This is a genomic window from Citrobacter sp. RHB21-C05, assembly GCF_013889015.1.
In the GTDB taxonomy this organism is placed as follows: domain Bacteria; phylum Pseudomonadota; class Gammaproteobacteria; order Enterobacterales; family Enterobacteriaceae; genus Citrobacter_A; species Citrobacter_A sedlakii.
The window spans coordinates 2,959,112-2,979,084 of the sequence record NZ_CP057611.1; the positions used below are offsets into that span (position 1 = coordinate 2,959,112).

Consider the following 19,973-nt stretch of genomic DNA (forward strand, 5'->3'; position numbering starts at 1 on the left):
AATACATATGCATATGATTAAGCATTGTTTTTACCTGGCGATCCTTACCGCTGCCGGGTTGTTTATGCCGCACGCCAAAGCGTCCTGCCACACGCCGGACATGCCAAAACTGATTAACGTGCCTTCGATTTCGGTACCGGTTACGCTCGCCATTGGCGAAACCATTCCCGGCTCAGAACAGACTGTACATGTCGCGGGTAACTGCGATGAGCGTTACGACAGCGGACTGGAAATTATCTCCTGTTATTATGGTTCCGGCGCTGAAATTCCCGGAATGAACGGCGTGTACGATTCCGGCGTGCCCGGTATCGGCGTGGCGCTGATGAATGACAAAGGCCAACGCATCAGCGGTGCTGGCGGGCAACAGTGCGACTCACGCGCCACGCCGATTGCCTATGTCTCTTCTGATGGCTACCAGTCATTTAATTTCGACGTGACGCTTCAACTGGTTAAAACGAGTCATCAAGTCGCATCCGGTACGCTGGTACAGGCGCAAACAACATTTGGCATCGGTATTTATGCTCATGAAGGGATCGGCGATCCCAATACCCTTTCGTATGCCGGTAATGTCATTCTGAAAGAGGTCACCTGCTCGGTGTTGCCGAAAAATCTCACCGTTAATCTCGGTGATTTTCCGGTCAGCGATTTCGTGAGTATCGGAACATTGTCTACCCCCGCACAAAGCTTTGACGTGACGGTACACTGCGACAGCACTGTTCAGCCGCAGGTGAAGATAACCAGCGCAAACGGCTATGAATCGACGTTCGAAGGCGTTCTGAAACTGACGCAGCAGAAAGGAATGGCCACCGGGATTGGCGTCAGGATGCTCTTTGACGGCCATCTGGCCACCTTTGACAGCTATGTTGAAACTGCAAGCCAGGCGATCGCCAACGAAACGTTGACCATACCTTTCCAGGTGCGCTACCAGCAGACCCGCGAGGTCGTCACTCCCGGCCCTGCCAATACCGTGGCGACCATTACCCTCGCCTATAAGTGACCACGATGAAAAAGAGCGCATTGATTCTTGCCCTGGGTTTGATCGCGCAGGCTAACGCGGATGATATTCAGATTCAGATGAACGGTAATATCTTCGCAAATACCTGCATCGTTGACAGCGCCAGCCGCAATCTGACGGTGGATTTAGGCCAGGCGGTTTCCGGTAGCTTTAAAGACATTGGCGATACCGGTGAATGGAAAGACTTTTCCCTGACGGTGACGCATTGCCCGGAATCGCTCACCCTTGCTACAGCTTTTTTTTATGGAAAGCCTGACAGCTCGCACCCGACAAAATTCGCCAATATCGGTAGCGCCAAAGGACTGGCGCTTGAACTCGCGGACCGCCAGGACCATATGCTTATCGCCCCCCAGGCCGCGTTCAGCGCGGTGATCAACCCCAGCGACCGCACGGCCACCTTTCCGCTGGCGGCGCGTTATTACGCTACCGCCATGCCCGTCACGGCCGGCACGTTCAGCAGCGTTGTGCAGGTGACCTTCACTTACCAGTAGGACTGCGCCCCTTAGCACGGATGCTTTTTCTTCGCCCGGCAGCCACTTTTGCCGGGCGTTTTTTTACTTCCGGCACCTCCGGGCGTTCAATGGGGAAAACAGGCAGCGCGTCCAGTAGCCGCTTGCCGTAATTTTTGGTCAACAGCCGCTTGTCATAAATCACCACTTCGCCCCAGCAGCCGTGGCTACGGATCAGACGACCGACCTGCTGGATGAGGTTAAACGATGCCGCAGGCAAACTCTGCACCTCAAACGGATAACGATTCAGGCTTTTTAGCCATTCGCCTTCAGTAATGACCACCGGGCTGTCAATGGGCGGAAAGGCGATCTTATGGATATGCACCTGACTGAGTAATTCGCCTTTCAGGTCCAGCCCTTCGGCAAAGGATTGCAGCCCGACCAGCACGCTGCGCTCGCCGCCTTCCACCCGCTTGCGATGCAGTTCCACCAGCCGATAGCGTGGCTGATCGCCCTGCACTAACAGCAGTAACCGCAGGTCGGTAACGTACTCAAGAAAGCGTTGCATCGCCCTGCCGCTGGCGAACAGCACCAGCATGCCGAGGTGCTTTTTGCTTTCGACCTGCTGACGAAAATAGGCAGCCATTTCGGCGATGTGCTGCTCTTCGTTATCAATGAGCGGCTCATAGCGCATCTGCGGAATAACAATTTTTCCCTGCTCAACGTGGTTAAACGGCGAGTCGAGCGCGACAAAGCGGTCTCCCGCTTTTTCCTTCAGACCGCTCATCTCCTGAAGCCGCGAAAAGCTGTTCAGCGAGCGCAGCGTGGCGGAGGTGACGATAATATGCGGCACGCTGCGCCAGAGCAGCCGTTCAAGCTGGTCGCTTACCCGGATGCCAACGCAGTGGAACCAGACGTGGATCTGCCCGTCGCGCACCTCCCGCGTCGTCCATTTGGTGACCGGCGCGCCGGAAGACTGCGCCAGCGAAGCCAACCGCCATAGCTTGCTTTGCGCTTCGAACATCCCCAGGGCCCGGTTCATCTGCAGAATCACCCGGTGCAGGCGAACCACATCGTGACTGCCGGTTTTCTCGCTGAGATCGTTTATGAAAAGTTCAGCCAGCCCGCGCAGCGTTTCGGTCAGCTTCGCCAGCCGCTGACAAATCTCCATCACCTCGTCCGGCAGCTCGCCCATCGCGAAGCGATGTTCTGCCTCCTGAGCGGCGGGCATATACAGATTGAGAATGTTATTCAACGAGGCGATAAGTTCGTACAGCTCTTCACAGTGGGCGTTCAGGCGCTCGGGATTTGCCAGCGGCGGCGTGGTCTTGGGACGAAACTGCTCCATGCAGGTCGCCACCAGTTTGGTGAACAAATCCAACTGAAGCCGATACCAGGGGGCGGTGATTTCTGCGCTCATCTCCAGCGCGTCACGGGCGACGTCCGGCAGGTGATGGCCTTCATCCAGCACCAGTAGCAGATTTTTCGGGTCCGGCAGCACGGCCTCGCTTTCCATCGCCGCCATCACCAGCGCATGGTTAGCCACTACCACTTCCGCTTCCTGAATTTCACGGCGAGCGACAAAGAACGGACATTCACGGTAATAATGGCAGTTGCGGTTCAGACAACTGGCTTTGTCGGTACTCAGGCGTCGCCAGAGATCGTCATCAATGGCGATATCGGTATGATCGCGCAGGCCGTCCCAACGGTAGCCGTCAAGGGAGGCTTTCAGCTTCGCGCAGCGCTTTTGTTCTTCCTGATTGTTTGGCGTCAGTTCGTCCTCAAGAAACGCCAGTAAATCCTGCTGACTGGGTTCGGAACTGGCGAGCGCCGCCAGGTTGCGGGGGCACACATAGCGTCCGCGCCCAAACGCGGCGGTAAAGCGGAGATCGGGAATGATTTTGCGCAGCAGCGGCAGATCTTTACTGTAGATCTGATCCTGTAACGCCACGTTGGCGGTACTGACCACCAGCGTCTTTTGCTCTTCGCGGGCGATGGCGATGCCGGGAATGAGATACGAGAGGGTTTTCCCCACCCCGGTTGGCGCTTCAATCGCCAGATGCCGTCCTTCTTCGCCACTCAGCGTTTTAGCCACGTCAGCAATCATCTGTCGCTGCGGCGCGCGGGGGATAAAGTCGGGGATCTGTTCCTGAAGCGCCTTATACCAGGCGGCGATTTGCGCTTTTAGCGCGGCGGTTAATGCCATGAGAAAACCTGAAACACTGTATAAACAGCCACTATTGTGGCACATTTCAGGTTCAGTCAGTACCTTTTTTACCGGTTCTGGAAAGCCGCTCGCAACACGAGTTCAAAGCGCGGGGGTCGGACTGCCGGACAGCGCGGTGAATAGCGCTTATCCGGCTTACGACATTACTGTGCCGGGGTAATCCGACGCGGGCGGCGCGGCGGACGCGGCTTATCACCCGCCGGTTTGCCTTCGCCGCTGCGCGGTTTGGCTTTCGGCGCGCCGCCGTCCTGACGACGCGGCTGTTGCCCACGGCTCGCTCCCTGACCTTGTCCCTGGCGGCCACGACCGCCACCGCCGCCACGCTGCTGGCGCCCGTTCTGGATGGGCTCCGCTTTGATTGACGGATCCGGCTCATAACCCGGCGTGGTGATGCGCGGGATCTCTTTCTTCAGCAGTTTTTCAATATCGCGCAGCAGCTTATGTTCATCGACACACACCAGCGACAGCGCCTCGCCGGTGGCGGCGGCACGCCCGGTACGCCCGATACGGTGGACATAATCTTCCGGCACGTTCGGCAGTTCATAGTTCACCACGTGCGGCAGTTCTTCAATATCCAGTCCACGCGCCGCGATGTCGGTCGCCACCAGCACGCGAATATCGCCGGATTTGAAATCAGCCAGCGCGCGGGTACGTGCGCCCTGGCTCTTGTTGCCGTGGATCGCCGCGCTGCGAATGCCGTCTTTATTCAGTTGCTCCGCCAGATGGTTAGCGCCGTGCTTGGTGCGGGTGAATACCAGCACCTGCTGCCAGTTCCCCTGGCCGATCATCTGGGAAAGCAGTTCGCGTTTACGTTTTTTGTCGACGAAATGAACGTGCTGCGTCACCTGCTCAGAGGCGGTGTTGCGACGCGCCACTTCGATCTCCAGCGGGTTATGCAGCAGCTTTTCGGCAAGCGCCTTGATGTCGTCAGAAAAGGTCGCAGAGAACAGCAGGTTCTGGCGCTTCGCCGGCAGCTTCGCCAGCACGCGACGGATATCGTGAATAAAGCCCATATCCAGCATGCGGTCAGCTTCGTCGAGCACCAGGATTTCAATTTGATCCAGCTTCACCGCATTCTGGTGTTCGAGATCCAGCAAACGGCCCGGCGTCGCCACCAGCACATCCACACCGCCGCGCAGCTTCATCATCTGCGGGTTAATGCTCACGCCGCCGAAGACCACCAGCGAACGAATGTTCAGATACTTACTGTAATCACGGACGTTCTCGCCAATCTGCGCCGCCAGTTCGCGGGTGGGCGTCAGGATCAGCGCCCGTACCGGACGACGGCCCTTGGCATGGGGCTGTTGGGAAATAAGGTGCTGCAACAACGGCAGCGTGAAGCCAGCGGTTTTACCGGTGCCGGTCTGCGCGCTCGCCATCAGGTCACGGCCTTCCAGCACCGCAGGGATCGCCTGCTGCTGAATAGGGGTAGGTTCACGGTAACCCTGCTCGGCAATGGCGCGCAGAATTTCAGGGTTCAAACCCAGGGAATCAAAAGACATAACTACTCCGGACCGCCCCGACCGTTCCCGGTGTCGTTTTCAGGGAGATACTTACAATTTGGAAATGACAAAAACCACAATGTCATGAAGAGGCGGAGTGTAGCAGTTTTTGTGACAGAGCGCATAAATATCCCATCGCTCAGGTTTATACGGTCACGCGGCGGCGCGGAAGTTTTTATCAAACCGGTTCCTGAGTGAATTAATCGACACGGAAACCTTAACCGGAAAGTGAAAAGTACCGCCGCAGAACGCGGCGGCGAAAGCCTTTAACGCAGGCGATGTTTAATTTTATCAACCATCATCGCCGTTGAAATACCGTAACGGTCATGCAGGGTTGGCAACGCCCCGGCCAGCAGAAATTCATCCGGCAGACCAATGGTATCGAGTTCGCAACGCACGCCTTTACGCATCAGCAGCGCGGCGACCGCTTCACCCAGCCCGCCAATGCAGGTGTGGTTTTCCGCCGTGATCACCAGCCGGCCTGGTTTTGACGCCTGCTCAACCAGGGTTTTCTCATCCAGAGGCTTGATGGTCGGGACGTGCAGCACTGCGGCGCTGATATTATCGGCGCGCAGTTTTTCCGCGGTTTCCAGCGCGCGCATGGTCATCAGACCGGAGGAGATAATCAGCACATCGTTGCCATCCTCCAGCAGCTTCGCTTTCCCCAACTCAAACTTGTAGTCATATTTATCCAACACCAGCGGCACTTTGCCGCGCAGCAAGCGCATATAAACCGGGCCGTTATGGTCGGCCATCGCCGGGACCGCCTGCTCAATTTCCAGCGCATCGCACGGATCGATGATGGTCATGCCAGGGATGCCGCGCATGATCGCCAGATCTTCCGTCGCCTGATGGCTGGGACCGTAGCCAGTGGTCAGTCCCGGCAGCGCCGCGCAGATCTTCACATTAAGATGCTCTTCCGCGATGACCTGATGGATAAAGTCATAGGCGCGGCGAGTGGCGAACACCGCGTAGGTGGTGGCGAACGGGATAAAGCCCTCTTTCGCCATACCGCCTGCGGCGCCCATCAGCAATTGCTCCGCCATCCCCATCTGGAAAAAGCGTTCCGGATGGGCCTGAGCGAAAATATGCAGATCGGTGTACTTCGACAGGTCAGCCGTCATGCCGACGATCTCTGGCCGCTCCGCCGCCAGCTTTGCCAGAGCGACGCCAAACGGCGCGGCAACGGTAGCCTGACCTTCATCCGCGATGGAGGCGATCATCGCCGAGGTTTTTAAACGGGGTTTAGGGGTTGTCTGGCTCATTACAGCACTCCTTCCGGTTTGTTGGCATCGAGCACGGCAATGGCTTTCTGCCATTCGTCAGCATCAACGCGAATAAAATGGTTTTTATCGCGCGTTTCGAGGAACGGAACGCCTTTGCCCATCAGCGTGTCGCAGATAATGACCCGTGGCTGTTCGCCGCGATGGTTCTTCGCGTTATCAAACGCCTCGACGACTGCGGCGACATCGTTACCGTCCACCCGCTGTACGTACCAGCCGAAAGCCGCCCATTTTTCATGTAACGGTTCGAAGCCGAGAATTTTGCGTGAGTCTCCGTCGGCCTGCTGCTTGTTAACATCCACGATATTGATAAGGTTGGTCAGCCCGTAGTGCGCCGCAGACATTGCGGCTTCCCAGGTGGAACCTTCATCCAGTTCGCCATCCGACATGGAGTTATACACCCACGAATCGCTCTGCTTTTGCTTCAGCCCCAGCGCCATGCCTACCGCAATAGACAGTCCCTGCCCCAGCGATCCGCCGGACATCTCCATCCCCGGTGTATACGTCGCCATGCCGGACATCGGCAGACGGCTGTCATCTGAACCGTAGGTTTCCAGCTCCGGCTCAGGAATGATCCCCGCCTCCAGCAGCGCCGCATAGTAGGCAATGGCATAGTGACCATGGGAAAGCAGGAAGCGATCGCGTCCTTCCCATTCCGGTTCCTCCGCACGATACGTCATCGCATGGCTAAACGCAGTCGCCAGCACATCGGCGTAGCCCAGCGCCTGACCGATATACCCCTGCCCCTGAACTTCGCCCATGCGCAGGGCGTAGCGCCGAATGTGCCAGGCCGCCGCCGCGACTTTCTGAACTTCTGTCATCTTCATCAGAGTGCCCTCGCTTAATGGATTAACATGCCGCCGTTAACGTCCAGGGTAATACCGGTGGAATAGGAGGAGAGATCGCTGCCGAGGAACAGCGCGGCGCGCGCAATATCGACGGCGTCGCCAAGGCGGTTCATCGGAATGCCTGCCAGAATGTTGGCGGTCATTTCATCGGTCAGCTTCCCGGCGGTGATGTCCGTCTGGATCAGACCCGGGGTGATGCAGTTTACGCGCACATTGTCCGGCCCCAGTTCTCGCGCCATCGCCCGCGCCAGTCCTAATACCCCGGCCTTCGCCGCGCTATAGTGTGGGCCGCCGAAAATACCGCCGCCGCGCTGGGCGGAAACGGAGGAGATGCAGACAATGCTGCCGGATTTCTGCGCGCGCATTAGCGGAATGACCGCCTGCGACATCAGCAGCGTGCCGCGCAGGCTGACATCTAACACTGCGTCATAATTTTCGCGTTTGATATCCATTAATTTAATAGGCTGTGTAATACCGGCATTATTAACCAGCACATCAACCCGGCCATATTTCGCCACAATTTGTTCCATTGCAGCACTGACCTGCGCTTCGTCCGCCACGTTCGCCGCAAGGCCAAGATGATCGTCGCCTAACGATTTCGCCGCCGCTTCACTGGCCTCTTTATTTAAATCAATAATTACAACCTTTGCGCCATTTTCCGCAAATAACTTCGCTGTCGCGAAACCTAAACCGCGAACGGAAGCCGCGCCAGTCACAATGGCGACTTTATTTGTTAATAACATAAATTTACTCCATGACATTACGTCATATTAATTGATAAGAGAAAGATTTATTATTGTGGTTCATCAAGAAACAGAATCACCACTAAACCAATCGCTGCGCAAATACCAAAATAGGTGAAGACAGAATTAAAGCTGCCGGTATTATCAAGTAAAAAACCGGCTACCATTGGGGAAACAAACCCACCGAGATTACCGCCGCTATTAATAATAGAGGAGGCAATGGGATACGTTTTAGCATCAGAAACCGCCATACCATAAGCGGTAAACGCGGGCCAGCCAATATTCAGACACAGACCGACAAAAAATAATCCTACGCACACTGCCGCGGTGCTTGCAGGAATATTTAGCATGATAAGCATCATTATAACGGTTGAAACGGCGGTAAAAATCATTGTTGGTTTGCGTCGACGCCCGAGTAGTTTATCAGAGATATACCCGCCGCCAATCGCGCCGACAAATCCTCCAATGCAAGGCATACTGGCAACCAGCCCCATACTCATAAAGTCGAAGCCTTTTTCTTTCACCAGATAAAGCGGAATCCAGGTCAACAGGCCATACAGCACGCTGACCATCATAAAATAAGCCAGACAATCTCCGAGAATATTCTTCGACGTAAATAATCCTTTCGCCGTATCTATGGGTGCCATTTTTCTCACCCGGATGAATTTATCCAGCCACGTAAATTTATCCGCAATGACAATATTTTCACGCGTTTGATTATTTTCGCCCTGGCTGGCGTTAATTTCCGCCAGTTCACTCTCTGAAACAAAACGGCTTTCCGAAGGTTTGGTTTTCACCAGCAGATACCAGGCGATGGCTGCCACAATGCCCGGAATGGCGAAAGAATAGAATACCCAGCGCCAGCCCCAGGTTACCGCTATCCAGACCGCCAGCGGTGGAACGATAATCGGGGCAAACATCGTCGCGGCAATATACACGCCCGTCGCTGTGGCTTTTTCTTTGGGCGGAAACCAGCTATTGATGGTCGACGCCAGCCCAACCGGACACGGCCCTTCGCTCAACCCCAGACCCAGGCGCACCAGTTTTAAGCCCAGGACCGAGCTGACGGTGCCCATCAACCAGGTAAATGCGGAAAAACCAAAGATAGATAATGAAACCAACCCGCGCGTGCCACGCTTCGCAATGAAAAAACCGGCCGGAATCTGACTTACCGCATATCCCAAAAAGAACATACTGGCGATCGCACCGGCCTCGAAGTTGTTGATATGAAACTCATCGATGATAAACGGCAGTACGGCGCCGATATTCGTACGATCGGCATAATTAATGGCATACACCAGGAAAATCATCGTTAAAACGACAAAACGATACTTTGTTTTCCTGGTGTCGGTACAGACAACCGTATCTATACGTGACATAGGGTATCCTCTTTATTGTTTTATCTTTTTTCGTGCCCGTCGCCGCAGCACCTTTATTCAGACCTTCAAGGGCAATATAACAACGTGATCAAAAATCGGCATTTAGATAACCTCAATTGAGGTTGAGAAAAATTTGATTCGTGACTGCATTCAAATTAAAGCGATCCTTGAAAGCCAATTTTCCAAATCATAAAATGCGATCGGCCTCACAATTCATTACCTTAACCCCCTGATAACGTAGAAAAATCATGCTGAATATTTGCCTAATTGCACGCCAGCTGTTTATCTGTTTCTTCTGATTGCTTTCATCGGGAATAGAATTATGAGCGCCCCCGTCCCCAATAAAATGCTACCGGTTCCATCTTTGCGTAACATTCAGGCTTTTATCGAAGTCGCCGATACTGGCAGTCTGAATATTGCCGCTGAAAACCTTAACATTACGGCTTCTGCCGTGAGCCATCAGATTGCGAGCCTGGAAAATTATTTAGGTAAAAAATTATTCTCCCGCAGCAGTAAAGGCGTAAAACTGACCACCATCGGCGAGCGCTACCTCAAAGAGGTCTCCGGCGCCTTAAATATTATTGGCCAGGCGACTAACCAGGTGATTCATGACATCCATCAGGACTATTTGCGCATTCATTCGGCCCCCAGCTTTGGCTTACTCTGGCTGATGCCCAGGCTGGATCGCTTTCGCCAGGCGTGGCCCGACCTGAAAATCAGCCTGACCTGCTCCTATGAAAGCATTCAGTTTTCTCGCGACAATATTGACATCGATATTCGTCACGGCCTTTCACAGTGGCCGACACTGGTGGTGAAAACCATCCGTAATGAAAGCGTGTTGCCCTACTCATCACAGACCTGGCTGGAACATCACCCGGTGAAATCCCCTGAAGATCTGCTGTCGTGCGATCTCATCCATTCCGACAGCACCCTGATTAACTGGAACAACTGGTTCTCCTGGCACAAAGTGCGCGGCTTCAACAAAAATTTTATTTTCAACTTTGACCGCTCCTATATGAGCATCGAAGCGGCAAGAATGGGATTGGGTGTTATCCTTGAAAGTAACCTGCTGGCGGGAGAAAGCCTGCGTAAACAGCATTTGCAGCCGGTATTCGCAGAGGATGTCAGCATGTCGGTGAATGCCCATCATCTGGTTATGCCGCATACCAGCGAACAAAAAGCAAAAGTAAAAGCGTTTATCGCCTGGATATCCGAGGAACTCAACGCCGCCGGGTTCCAGATTTAAGCGCGGACTGGACAGAATGCAAACAGCAGACTATTTTTAATCAATCGATTGATTAAGAATCAGGTCGCGCGATGACTACCCCCACGATGACAAGCAAAGGCGAACAGGCGAAAAGCCAACTGATCGCCGCCGCGCTGGCGCAGTTCGGCGAGTATGGCCTGCATGCCACGACTCGCGACATAGCCGCCCTGGCCGGACAGAACATTGCCGCTATCCCCTACTACTTTGGTTCGAAAGAGGATTTATACCTCGCCTGCGCCCAGTGGATTGCCGACTTCATTGGAGAACAGTTTCGCCCACACGCCGAAGAGGCGGAGCAACTGTTTAGCCAGCCGGAGCCGGACCGCGCGGCGATGCGCGAACTGATCCTTCGCGCCTGTAAGAACATGATTATGCTGCTGACCCAGGAAGACACCGTGAATCTGAGCAAGTTTATCTCGCGCGAGCAGCTTTCCCCTACGGCGGCCTATCAGCTGGTCCACAAGCAGGTAATCGACCCGCTGCACAGCCATCTGACGCGTCTTATTGCCGCCTACACCGGCTGCGATGCCCACGACACGCGCACCATTTTGCATACCCATGCTCTGCTGGGCGAAGTGCTGGCGTTCCGCCTTGGCAAAGAAACCATTCTGTTACGCGCCGGCTGGTCACAATTTGATGATGAAAAAACGGCGCTGATCGAGCAGACGGTGACCTGTCATATCGATCTCATTCTGCAAGGTCTATCGCAAAGGAGTCTGGACTGATGAAAAAACCTGTTGTTATCGGGCTGGCTATCGCGGTGCTGGTCGCCGTATTGGCGGGCGGCGCCTGGTGGTATCAGAGTCGGCAGGATAACGGTCTGACGCTCTACGGCAACGTCGATATCCGCACTGTGAATATGAGCTTTCGCGTCGGCGGTCGGCTTGCCTCGCTGACCGTGGACGAAGGCGACACGATTAAAGCCGGACAGGTGCTGGGCGAACTGGATCACGCGCCGTATGAAAACGCGCTAATGCAGGCGAAAGCCGGTGTGTCTGTCGCCCAGGCCCAGTATGACCTGATGCTGGCAGGCTATCGCGACGAAGAGATCGCCCAGGCCGCCGCCTCGGTAAGGCAGGCGCAGGCGGCGTATGACTATGCGCAAAACTTCTATAACCGTCAGCAGGGACTCTGGAAAAGTCGCACCATCTCCGCCAACGACCTTGAAAATGCCCGTTCGTCCCGCGATCAGGCGCTGGCGACGCTGAAATCCGCACAGGATAAGCTGAGCCAGTACCGCTCCGGTAACCGCGAGCAGGATATCGCCCAGGCGAAGGCCAGTCTTGAACAGGCCCAGGCCCAGCTGGCGCAGGCGGAGCTCGATCTTCAGGACACCACTCTGCTGGCGCCGTCGAACGGTACGCTGCTGACCCGCGCGGTAGAGCCCGGCAGCATGCTCAACGCAGGCAGCACGGTCTTGACCCTGTCGCTCACCCGCCCGGTGTGGGTTCGCGCCTATGTCGATGAGCGAAACCTAAGCCAGGCGCAGCCGGGACGCGACATCCTGCTGTATACCGATGGCCGTCCGGATAAGCCGTATCACGGCAAAATCGGCTTTGTCTCCCCGACCGCAGAGTTTACGCCAAAGACCGTTGAAACGCCGGATCTGCGTACCGACCTGGTGTATCGCCTGCGCATTGTCGTGACCGATGCCGACGACGCGCTGCGTCAGGGGATGCCGGTCACGTTGCGGTTCAGCGATGAGGCAGGACATGAATGACGCCGTCATTACGCTCACGGGACTGACAAAGCGTTTCGCGGGCATGGATAAGCCCGCGGTCGCACCGCTCGACTGCACCATTCACGCCGGTTACGTCACCGGACTGGTGGGGCCAGACGGCGCGGGTAAAACGACCCTGATGCGTATGCTGGCGGGCCTGTTGAAGCCCGATGACGGCGCGGCGACGGTGATCGGCTTTGATCCGATCAAAAACGACAGCGCGCTGCACGCGGTGCTCGGCTATATGCCGCAAAAATTCGGGCTGTATGAGGATCTCACCGTCATGGAGAACCTGAATCTGTACGCCGACCTGCGTAGCGTCACCGGTGAGGTGCGGGAAAAAACCTTTGCCCGTCTGCTGGAATTCACCTCTCTCGGTCCGTTTACCGGACGCCTGGCCGGAAAACTCTCTGGTGGTATGAAGCAGAAACTGGGGCTGGCCTGTACGTTGGTGGGCGAACCGAAAGTGCTGTTGCTGGACGAACCCGGCGTCGGTGTGGATCCCATTTCCCGCCGCGAGCTGTGGCAAATGGTGCACGAGCTGGCGGGTGACGGGATGCTGATCCTCTGGAGCACCTCCTATCTCGACGAAGCCGAGCAATGCCGCGACGTACTGCTGATGAACGAAGGCGAGCTGCTGTACCAGGGCGATCCGACGCAGCTGACCAAAACCATGGCCGGGCGCAGTTTCCTGATGCATAGCCCGCAGGAGAACAACCGCAAACTGCTTCAGCGGGCGTTAAAGCTGCCGCAGGTGAGCGACGGCATGATCCAGGGCAAGTCGGTGCGTCTGATCGTCAAAAAAGAGACGTCGGCAGAAGACATTCGTCGTGCCGAAGGCATGCCGGACATTGCGATCAACGAAACCGCGCCGCGCTTTGAAGATGCGTTTATCGATCTGCTGGGCGGCGCCGCCACGTCAGAGTCGCCGCTGGGCGCGATTCTGCACACCGTGGAAGGCACGCCCGGCGAAACCGTGATTGAAGCAAAAGCGTTGACGAAAAAATTTGGCGATTTCGCCGCCACCGACCACGTTAACTTCGCCGTACAGCGTGGAGAGATCTTCGGCCTGCTGGGGCCAAACGGCGCAGGTAAGTCCACCACCTTTAAAATGATGTGCGGCCTGCTGGTGCCGACCTCGGGTAAAGCGCTGGTACTGGATATGGACCTGAAGGTCAGCTCCGGCAAGGCGCGCCAGCATCTCGGCTATATGGCGCAAAAATTTTCGCTCTACGGCAACCTGACGGTCGAACAAAATCTGCGCTTCTTCTCCGGCGTGTATGGCCTGCGCGGACGAGCGCAGAACGAAAAAATCGCCCGCATGAGCGAAGCGTTTGGCCTGAAAAGCATTGCCGCCCAGGCAACCGACGCGCTGCCGCTGGGCTTCAAACAGCGACTGGCGCTGGCCTGTTCGCTGATGCATGAGCCGGACATCCTCTTTCTTGACGAGCCGACCTCCGGCGTCGACCCGATCACCCGCCGCGAATTCTGGTTGCACATCAACAGCATGGTGGAAAAAGGGGTGACGGTGATGGTTACCACTCACTTTATGGACGAGGCGGAATACTGCGACCGTATCGGACTGGTGTATCGGGGCAAGCTGATCGCCAGCGGTACGCCGGATGACCTGAAAGCGCAGGCCGCCGATGACGACACGGCGGACCCGACCATGGAGCAGGCCTTCATCACCCTGATCAACGAATGGGATAAGGAGCACGGACATGCGTAATCCGCTTCTCTCCTGGCGTCGCGTTCGCGCTCTGTGTGTGAAAGAGACGCGGCAGATCGTCCGCGATCCCAGCAGTTGGCTGATTGCGGTGGTGATCCCCCTGCTGCTGCTGTTCATTTTCGGCTACGGAATTAACCTCGATTCCAGCAAGCTGCGCGTCGGCATTTTGCTGGAACAGCAGAGTGAAGAGGCGCTGGACTTTACTCACGCGATGACCGGCTCGCCGTACATCGACGCCACCATCAGCGATAACCGTCAGGCGCTGATCGAAAAAATGCAGGCCGGGCGGATCCGCGGTCTGGTGGTTATTCCGGTGGATTTCGCCGAAAAGATGGCGCGCGCCGACGATACCGCGCCCATTCAGGTGATCACCGACGGCAGCGAACCCAACACCGCCAACTTTGTGCAGGGCTACGTGGAAGGCATCTGGCAGATCTGGCAAATGCAGCGCGCCGAAGACCGGGGGGAAGAATTTGAACCATTAATTGACGTACAGACGCGCTACTGGTTTAACCCGGCGGCCATCAGCCAACACTTTATTATTCCCGGCGCGGTGACCATTATCATGACGGTGATTGGCGCGATCCTCACCTCACTGGTTGTGGCGCGTGAATGGGAGCGTGGCACCATGGAGGCGCTCCTCTCGACGGAAGTCACGCGCGTTGAGCTGCTGCTGTGCAAACTCATCCCTTACTACTTTCTCGGTATGCTGGCCATGCTGCTTTGTATGCTGGTGTCGGTGTTTATTCTCGGCGTACCCTACCGCGGCTCGTTGCTGCTGCTGTTCTTCATCACCAGTCTGTTTTTACTGAGCACGCTGGGGATGGGACTGCTCATTTCCACCATCACCCGTAACCAGTTTAACGCCGCCCAGGTGGCGCTGAATGCCGCATTCTTGCCGTCGATTATGCTGTCCGGGTTTATTTTCCAGATCGACAGCATGCCGGCGGTGATCCGCGCAGTGACGTATATCATTCCGGCGCGTTATTTCGTCAGTACCCTGCAAAGCCTGTTTCTGGCGGGAAATATCCCGGTGGTGCTGGTAGTTAACGTGCTGTTTTTGATCGCTTCGGCGGTGATGTTCATTGGCCTGACGTGGATGAAAACCAAACGTCGGCTGGATTGATTGTTCGCCTGATGGCGCTGTGCTTATCAGACCTACGGGCATACAGGCCGGAACCGGCATTTACGCCGCCTCTGGCGCGAGGAAAATGAGATGTTTCATCGCTTATGGACGCTGATCCGCAAAGAGTTGCAGTCTTTACTGCGCGAACCGCAGACCCGCGCGATTTTAATTCTGCCGGTGCTGATACAGGTGATCCTGTTTCCTTTTGCCGCGACGCTGGAGGTCACGAACGCCACCATTGCCGTGTATAACGAGGATAACGGTAAACACGCCGTGGAGTTGACCCAGCGTTTCGCCCGCGCCAAAGCCTTCACTCACGTGCTGTTGCTGAACAGCCCGCAGGAGATTCAGCCCACCATCGACACGCAGAAAGCGCTGCTGCTGGTCCGCTTTCCGGCGGATTTTTCCCGCAATCTGGACACCTTCCAGCCCGCGCCGATGCAGTTGATTCTCGATGGGCGTAACTCCAACAGCGCGCAGATCGCCGCCAATTATCTCCAGCAAATCGTAAAGGTTTACCAGCAGGAACTGATGGAAGGCAAACCGAAGCCGAACAACAGCGAGCTGGAGGTCCGCAACTGGTATAACCCGAACCTCGACTACAAATGGTTTGTGGTGCCGTCGCTGATTGCCATGATCACGACGATCGGCGTCATGATCGTCACCTCGCTCTCGGTGGCGCGCGAGCGCGAACAGGGCACGCTCGACCAATTGCTGGTCTCGCCGCTCACCACCTGGCAAATCTTTATCGGTAAAGCGGTGCCTGCGCTGATAGTCGCCACGTTCCAGGCGACTATCGTGCTGGCCATCGGGATCTGGGCGTACCAAATCCCCTTTGCCGGATCGCTGGCGCTGTTTTACTTCACGATGGTGATTTACGGACTGTCACTGGTCGGGTTTGGGCTGCTGATCTCCTCGCTCTGCTCAACGCAGCAGCAGGCGTTTATCGGCGTGTTTGTCTTTATGATGCCTGCGATTTTGCTGTCGGGTTACGTCTCGCCGGTCGAAAATATGCCGGTATGGTTGCAGAACCTGACGTGGATTAACCCGATTCGTCACTTTACCGATATCACCAAGCAGATCTATCTGAAGGACGCGAGTTTATCGATTGTCTGGGGGAGTTTGTGGCCGCTACTGGTGATCGCGGCCACGACGGGATCAGCGGCGTATGCGATGTTTAGACGCAAGGTCATGTAGCTTTTTATCTTTCGCCAGCAGCGATACCACGGCGGGCCCGGCAAGGATAGCGACGCCCGCTAACGCCAGCAGGACATTATTTTGCAGCACACGGGACAACAGCCACAGCACAATCAGCGCCGCGCCGAAATACCAGGTGGTGGTGAGTTCTTCCAGCACGTCGGCCACTTCCCGCCAACGCTGTTCATGATGGCGTTGCAGTGCCAGCATCAGCAGTACGGTGATGCCGTACACGACACATAATCCAAGGCCGACGCGAACCAGCGTGCCGCTCATCCAGCCCATTACCAGCATCGCCACTACCAGTAAATGCAACATTATCTGCCAGCAACTTAACCCCGTTGCGACACGAACACGTTGTTGCCACTTCATGGCTTTTCTCCTGAAGGATTTCCGTCTAATGATTCAGAGTACCGAACTTTACGGAAAATTCCGTAACAACGCACCTTTTTGTGACGACGACTACACTATTTACTCGGGATAGTGACGTTGACAGGAGAATCATGACTCAACACACCGGTAATTTTTCATTCAAAGTGCTCACCATTAATACGCACAAAGGGTTCACCGCCTTTAACAAGCGCTTTATTTTGCCGGAGCTGCGCGACGCCGTGCGCACAGTCGGCGCCGACATTGTGTGCCTGCAGGAAGTGCTGGGCGCCCATGAAGTGCATCCGCTGCACGTTGAGAACTGGCCGGACACTACCCATTACGAATTTCTCGCCGATACCATGTGGAGCGACTACGCCTATGGACGCAACGCGGTATACCCGGAAGGTCATCATGGCAACGCGGTGCTGTCGCGCTATCCGATTGAACACTATGAAAACCGCGATGTGTCGGTTGCGGGCAGCGAAAAGCGCGGCGTGCTGTACTGCCGCATAGTGCCGCCGCAGCTTAACCATCCGATCCATGTGATGTGCGTCCATCTGGGCTTACGGGAAGCGCATCGTCAGGCGCAACTCAAAATGCTGGCCGACTGGGTCAACGCCCTGCCCGACGGCGAACCCGTGGTGGTGGCTGGCGATTTCAACGACTGGCGGCAAAAAGCCAACCATCCGCTGAAAAAAGCGGCCGGGCTGGAGGAGATCTTCACCCGCGCCAACGGTCGTCCAGCGCGCACCTTTCCGGTCAGCCTGCCGCTATTACGACTCGATCGTATTTACGTTAAAAATGCCAATACCAGTGCGCCAACGGCGTTGCCGCTGCGCAACTGGCGTCATCTTTCCGATCATGCTCCCCTGAGCGCGGAGGTCCATTTATGAAGTGTGGCTGGCGTGAAGGTAACCAGATTCAGTTGCTGGAAAACGGCGATCAATTTTACCCCGCCGTGTATAAAGCCATTGCCGAAGCAGAGCAAAGGATCATTCTGGAATCCTTCATCTGGTTTGAGGACAACGTTGGGAAACAGCTGCATGCGGCGCTGCTCAAAGCGGCCAAACGTGGCGTAAAAGCGGAAGTGCTGCTCGACGGCTACGGCTCGCCGGATCTCAGCGATGAATTTGTGGGTGAACTGACCGCTGCAGGCGTGGTGTTCCGCTACTACGATCCCCGCCCACGGATCTTTGGGATGCGCACCAACGTCTTTCGCCGCATGCACCGCAAAATTGTGGTGATCGACGCCAGGGTGGCATTTGTCGGCGGCATTAACTATTCCGATGAGCATATGTCCGACTATGGTCCCGAGGCCAAGCAGGATTACGCGGTACGCGTCGAAGGTCCGATTGTGGCCGATATTTTACAGTTCGAGGTGGAAAATCTTCCGGGGCAGAGCGCGGTACGCCGCTGGTGGAAGCGTCATCACCAGGCGGTAGAGAACCACCAGCCCGGCGAGGCGCAAGCGCTGTTTGTCTGGCGCGATAACGAAGAACATCGCGATGACATCGAACGCCACTACCTGAAAATGCTGACCCAGGCGCGGCGGGAGGTGATTATCGCCAACGCCTATTTCTTCCCCGGGTATCGACTGCTCCATGCGATGCGCAATGCGGCGCGTCGCGGCGTACGCGTGAAGCTCATCGTACAGGGCGAACCGGATATGCCGATTGTGAAAGTCGGCGCGCGCCTGCTTTACAACTATCTGGTAAAGGGCGGCGTTCAGGTGTACGAATACCGCCGCAAACCGCTGCATGGCAAGGTGGCGTTAATGGACGACCATTGGGCGACGGTCGGCTCCAGTAATCTCGATCCGCTCAGCCTGTCGCTGAATCTGGAAGCGAACCTGATCATACACGACCGTCAGTTTAACCAGACTCTGCGCGATAACCTTAATGCGATCATCGAGAAAGACTGTAAACAGGTGGATGAGTCGATGGTGCCCAAACGCACCTGGTGGAACCTGACCAAGAGCGTGCTGGCGTTCCACTTTTTACGTCATTTCCCGGCGCTGGTGGGCTGGCTGCCTGCGCATACTCCACATCTGGCACAGGTTGAACCGCCAGCCCAGCCCGAGATGGAGACGCAGGACCGCGTTGAAGCACAAGATACAGGAGCGAAACCCTAATGGCGAAATCTCATCCGCGCTGGCGGCTGGCGAAAAAGATCCTTACCTGGCTTTTTTTTATTGCAGTAATTGTCCTGCTGGTCATCTATGCCAAAAAGGTCAACTGGGAGGATGTCTGGACGGTTATCCGCGACTACAACCGCGTGGCGCTGCTCAGCGCTGTCGGGCTGGTGATCGTCAGCTATTTATTGTACGGCTGCTACGATCTGTTGGGGCGCGCTTACTGCGGGCATAAGCTGGCGAAGCGCCAGGTCATGCTGGTGTCGTTTATCTGCTACGCCTTTAACCTGACGCTAAGCACCTGGGTCGGCGGCATCGGGATGCGCTATCGACTCTATTCGCGCCTCGGTCTGCCAGGCAGCACCATCACCCGCATTTTCTCATTGAGTATTACCACCAACTGGCTTGGCTACATTCTGCTGGGCGGGATTATCTTTACCTTCGGCGTGGTGCAGTTGCCCGCCCATTGGTATATCGACGAAGGCACGCTGCGCATTCTCGGCGTGGCGCTACTGCTTGTCATCGCCGTGTATATGTGGTTCTGCGCCTTTGCTAAGCGCCGTCATGTCACCATCAAAGGGCAAAAACTGGTGCTGCCGTCGTGGAAATTTGCGCTGGTGCAAATGGCCATTTCGAGCGCCAACTGGATGGTGATGGGACTGATTATCTGGCTACTGATGGGCCAGGATGTGAACTACTTCTTTGTGCTGGGCGTGCTGTTGGTGAGCAGTATCGCCGGGGTGATAGTCCATATTCCTGCGGGGATCGGCGTGCTGGAAGCGGTGTTCATTGCGCTACTCGCCGGTGAGCATACTTCGCAAGGGACAATCATCGCCGCCCTGCTCGCTTACCGCGTACTGTATTATTTCATACCGCTGCTGCTGGCATTGATTTGTTATCTGGTGCTGGAAAGCCGGGCGAAAAAGCTGCGGGCGAAAAACGAAAAGGCGATGGCGAAGTAGTCTTCTGACGTGCCGAACCTGAT

18 protein-coding genes are annotated in these 19,973 nt (G+C 55.9%); 11 read left to right on the plus strand and 7 right to left on the minus strand.

Translation table 11 applies throughout. From position 1 onward, the window contains the following. Nucleotides 1-7: 7 nt before the first annotated feature. Nucleotides 8-997, plus strand: coding sequence for a fimbrial protein (locus HVX72_RS14245; RefSeq protein ID WP_181821708.1), 990 nt, complete (start codon nt 8-10; stop codon nt 995-997). 5 nt (nt 998-1,002) lie between these two features. Next, nucleotides 1,003-1,506, plus strand: a complete 504-nt coding sequence (locus HVX72_RS14250; protein WP_181821710.1) for a fimbrial protein — start codon at nt 1,003-1,005, stop codon at nt 1,504-1,506. Here HVX72_RS14250 and dinG read toward each other — a convergent pair. From dinG to HVX72_RS14280, 6 genes are all read right to left on the minus strand, one after another. Next, complete coding sequence (gene dinG, locus HVX72_RS14255) at nt 1,493-3,670, minus strand: ATP-dependent DNA helicase DinG (RefSeq protein WP_042285078.1); 2,178 nt, start codon at nt 3,668-3,670, stop codon at nt 1,493-1,495. The genes HVX72_RS14250 and dinG overlap by 14 nt on opposite strands. A 164-nt stretch (nt 3,671-3,834) precedes the next feature. Then, nucleotides 3,835-5,193 carry an ATP-dependent RNA helicase RhlE gene (rhlE, locus tag HVX72_RS14260; protein WP_181821712.1) on the minus strand — a complete coding sequence of 453 codons (1,359 nt, stop codon included), beginning with the start codon at nt 5,191-5,193 and terminating at the stop codon, nt 3,835-3,837. Nucleotides 5,194-5,459: 266 nt separating this feature from the next. Next, nucleotides 5,460-6,458, minus strand: coding sequence for a transketolase family protein (locus tag HVX72_RS14265; RefSeq protein WP_042285083.1), 999 nt, complete (start codon nt 6,456-6,458; stop codon nt 5,460-5,462). Beyond that, a complete protein-coding gene (locus tag HVX72_RS14270; RefSeq protein WP_181821714.1) occupies nt 6,458-7,303 on the minus strand; it encodes a transketolase in 846 nt (281 codons plus the stop codon). The genes HVX72_RS14265 and HVX72_RS14270 overlap by 1 nt, the downstream gene beginning before the upstream one ends. A gap of 14 nt (nt 7,304-7,317) precedes the next feature. Then, nucleotides 7,318-8,067 carry an SDR family NAD(P)-dependent oxidoreductase gene (locus HVX72_RS14275; protein ID WP_042285088.1) on the minus strand — a complete coding sequence of 250 codons (750 nt, stop codon included), beginning with the start codon at nt 8,065-8,067 and terminating at the stop codon, nt 7,318-7,320. A gap of 50 nt (nt 8,068-8,117) precedes the next feature. After that, complete coding sequence (locus tag HVX72_RS14280) at nt 8,118-9,446, minus strand: MFS transporter (RefSeq protein ID WP_060569915.1); 1,329 nt, start codon at nt 9,444-9,446, stop codon at nt 8,118-8,120. Between the two features lie 322 nt (nt 9,447-9,768). Here HVX72_RS14280 and HVX72_RS14285 point away from each other — a divergent pair, with 322 nt between their 5' ends. The 6 genes from HVX72_RS14285 (at nt 9,769) to HVX72_RS14310 (ending at nt 16,485) form a co-directional block, all read left to right on the plus strand. Beyond that, the gene (locus HVX72_RS14285) at nt 9,769-10,692 is read left to right on the plus strand and encodes a LysR substrate-binding domain-containing protein (RefSeq protein ID WP_181821716.1); all 924 of its coding nucleotides are present in this window, start codon (nt 9,769-9,771) and stop codon (nt 10,690-10,692) included. A gap of 71 nt (nt 10,693-10,763) precedes the next feature. After that, nucleotides 10,764-11,438, plus strand: a complete 675-nt coding sequence (gene cecR / locus HVX72_RS14290; protein WP_060569917.1) for a transcriptional regulator CecR — start codon at nt 10,764-10,766, stop codon at nt 11,436-11,438. Beyond that, a complete protein-coding gene (gene hlyD, locus HVX72_RS14295; RefSeq protein ID WP_042285099.1) occupies nt 11,438-12,433 on the plus strand; it encodes a secretion protein HlyD in 996 nt (331 codons plus the stop codon). The genes cecR and hlyD overlap by 1 nt, the downstream gene beginning before the upstream one ends. After that, nucleotides 12,426-14,162, plus strand: coding sequence for an ATP-binding cassette domain-containing protein (locus HVX72_RS14300; RefSeq protein WP_042285102.1), 1,737 nt, complete (start codon nt 12,426-12,428; stop codon nt 14,160-14,162). Before hlyD ends, HVX72_RS14300 begins: the two co-directional genes overlap by 8 nt. After that, nucleotides 14,155-15,288 carry an ABC transporter permease gene (locus tag HVX72_RS14305; protein ID WP_042285106.1) on the plus strand — a complete coding sequence of 378 codons (1,134 nt, stop codon included), beginning with the start codon at nt 14,155-14,157 and terminating at the stop codon, nt 15,286-15,288. The genes HVX72_RS14300 and HVX72_RS14305 overlap by 8 nt, the downstream gene beginning before the upstream one ends. A 90-nt stretch (nt 15,289-15,378) precedes the next feature. Further along, entirely contained in the window at nt 15,379-16,485 is a 1,107-nt protein-coding gene (locus HVX72_RS14310) for an ABC transporter permease (RefSeq protein WP_181821718.1), read from the plus strand. Here the strand turns inward: HVX72_RS14310 and HVX72_RS14315 are convergent. Next, a complete protein-coding gene (locus HVX72_RS14315; RefSeq protein ID WP_042285112.1) occupies nt 16,447-16,857 on the minus strand; it encodes a YbhQ family protein in 411 nt (136 codons plus the stop codon). The two genes, HVX72_RS14310 and HVX72_RS14315, sit on opposite strands and share 39 nt — an antisense overlap. 131 nt (nt 16,858-16,988) lie before the next feature. Between HVX72_RS14315 and HVX72_RS14320 the strand changes: the two genes are divergently transcribed. Genes HVX72_RS14320 through HVX72_RS14330 form a run of 3 tightly spaced genes read left to right on the plus strand, consistent with a single transcriptional unit; the run spans nt 16,989 to nt 19,950 of the window. Then, nucleotides 16,989-17,750, plus strand: coding sequence for an endonuclease/exonuclease/phosphatase family protein (locus tag HVX72_RS14320; protein WP_181821720.1), 762 nt, complete (start codon nt 16,989-16,991; stop codon nt 17,748-17,750). Further along, entirely contained in the window at nt 17,747-18,988 is a 1,242-nt protein-coding gene (gene clsB, locus HVX72_RS14325; protein WP_181821722.1) for a cardiolipin synthase ClsB, read from the plus strand. Before HVX72_RS14320 ends, clsB begins: the two co-directional genes overlap by 4 nt. Further along, the gene (locus HVX72_RS14330; RefSeq protein WP_181821724.1) at nt 18,988-19,950 is read left to right on the plus strand and encodes a YbhN family protein; all 963 of its coding nucleotides are present in this window, start codon (nt 18,988-18,990) and stop codon (nt 19,948-19,950) included. The genes clsB and HVX72_RS14330 overlap by 1 nt, the downstream gene beginning before the upstream one ends. The last annotated feature ends 23 nt before the right edge of the window (nt 19,951-19,973 follow it).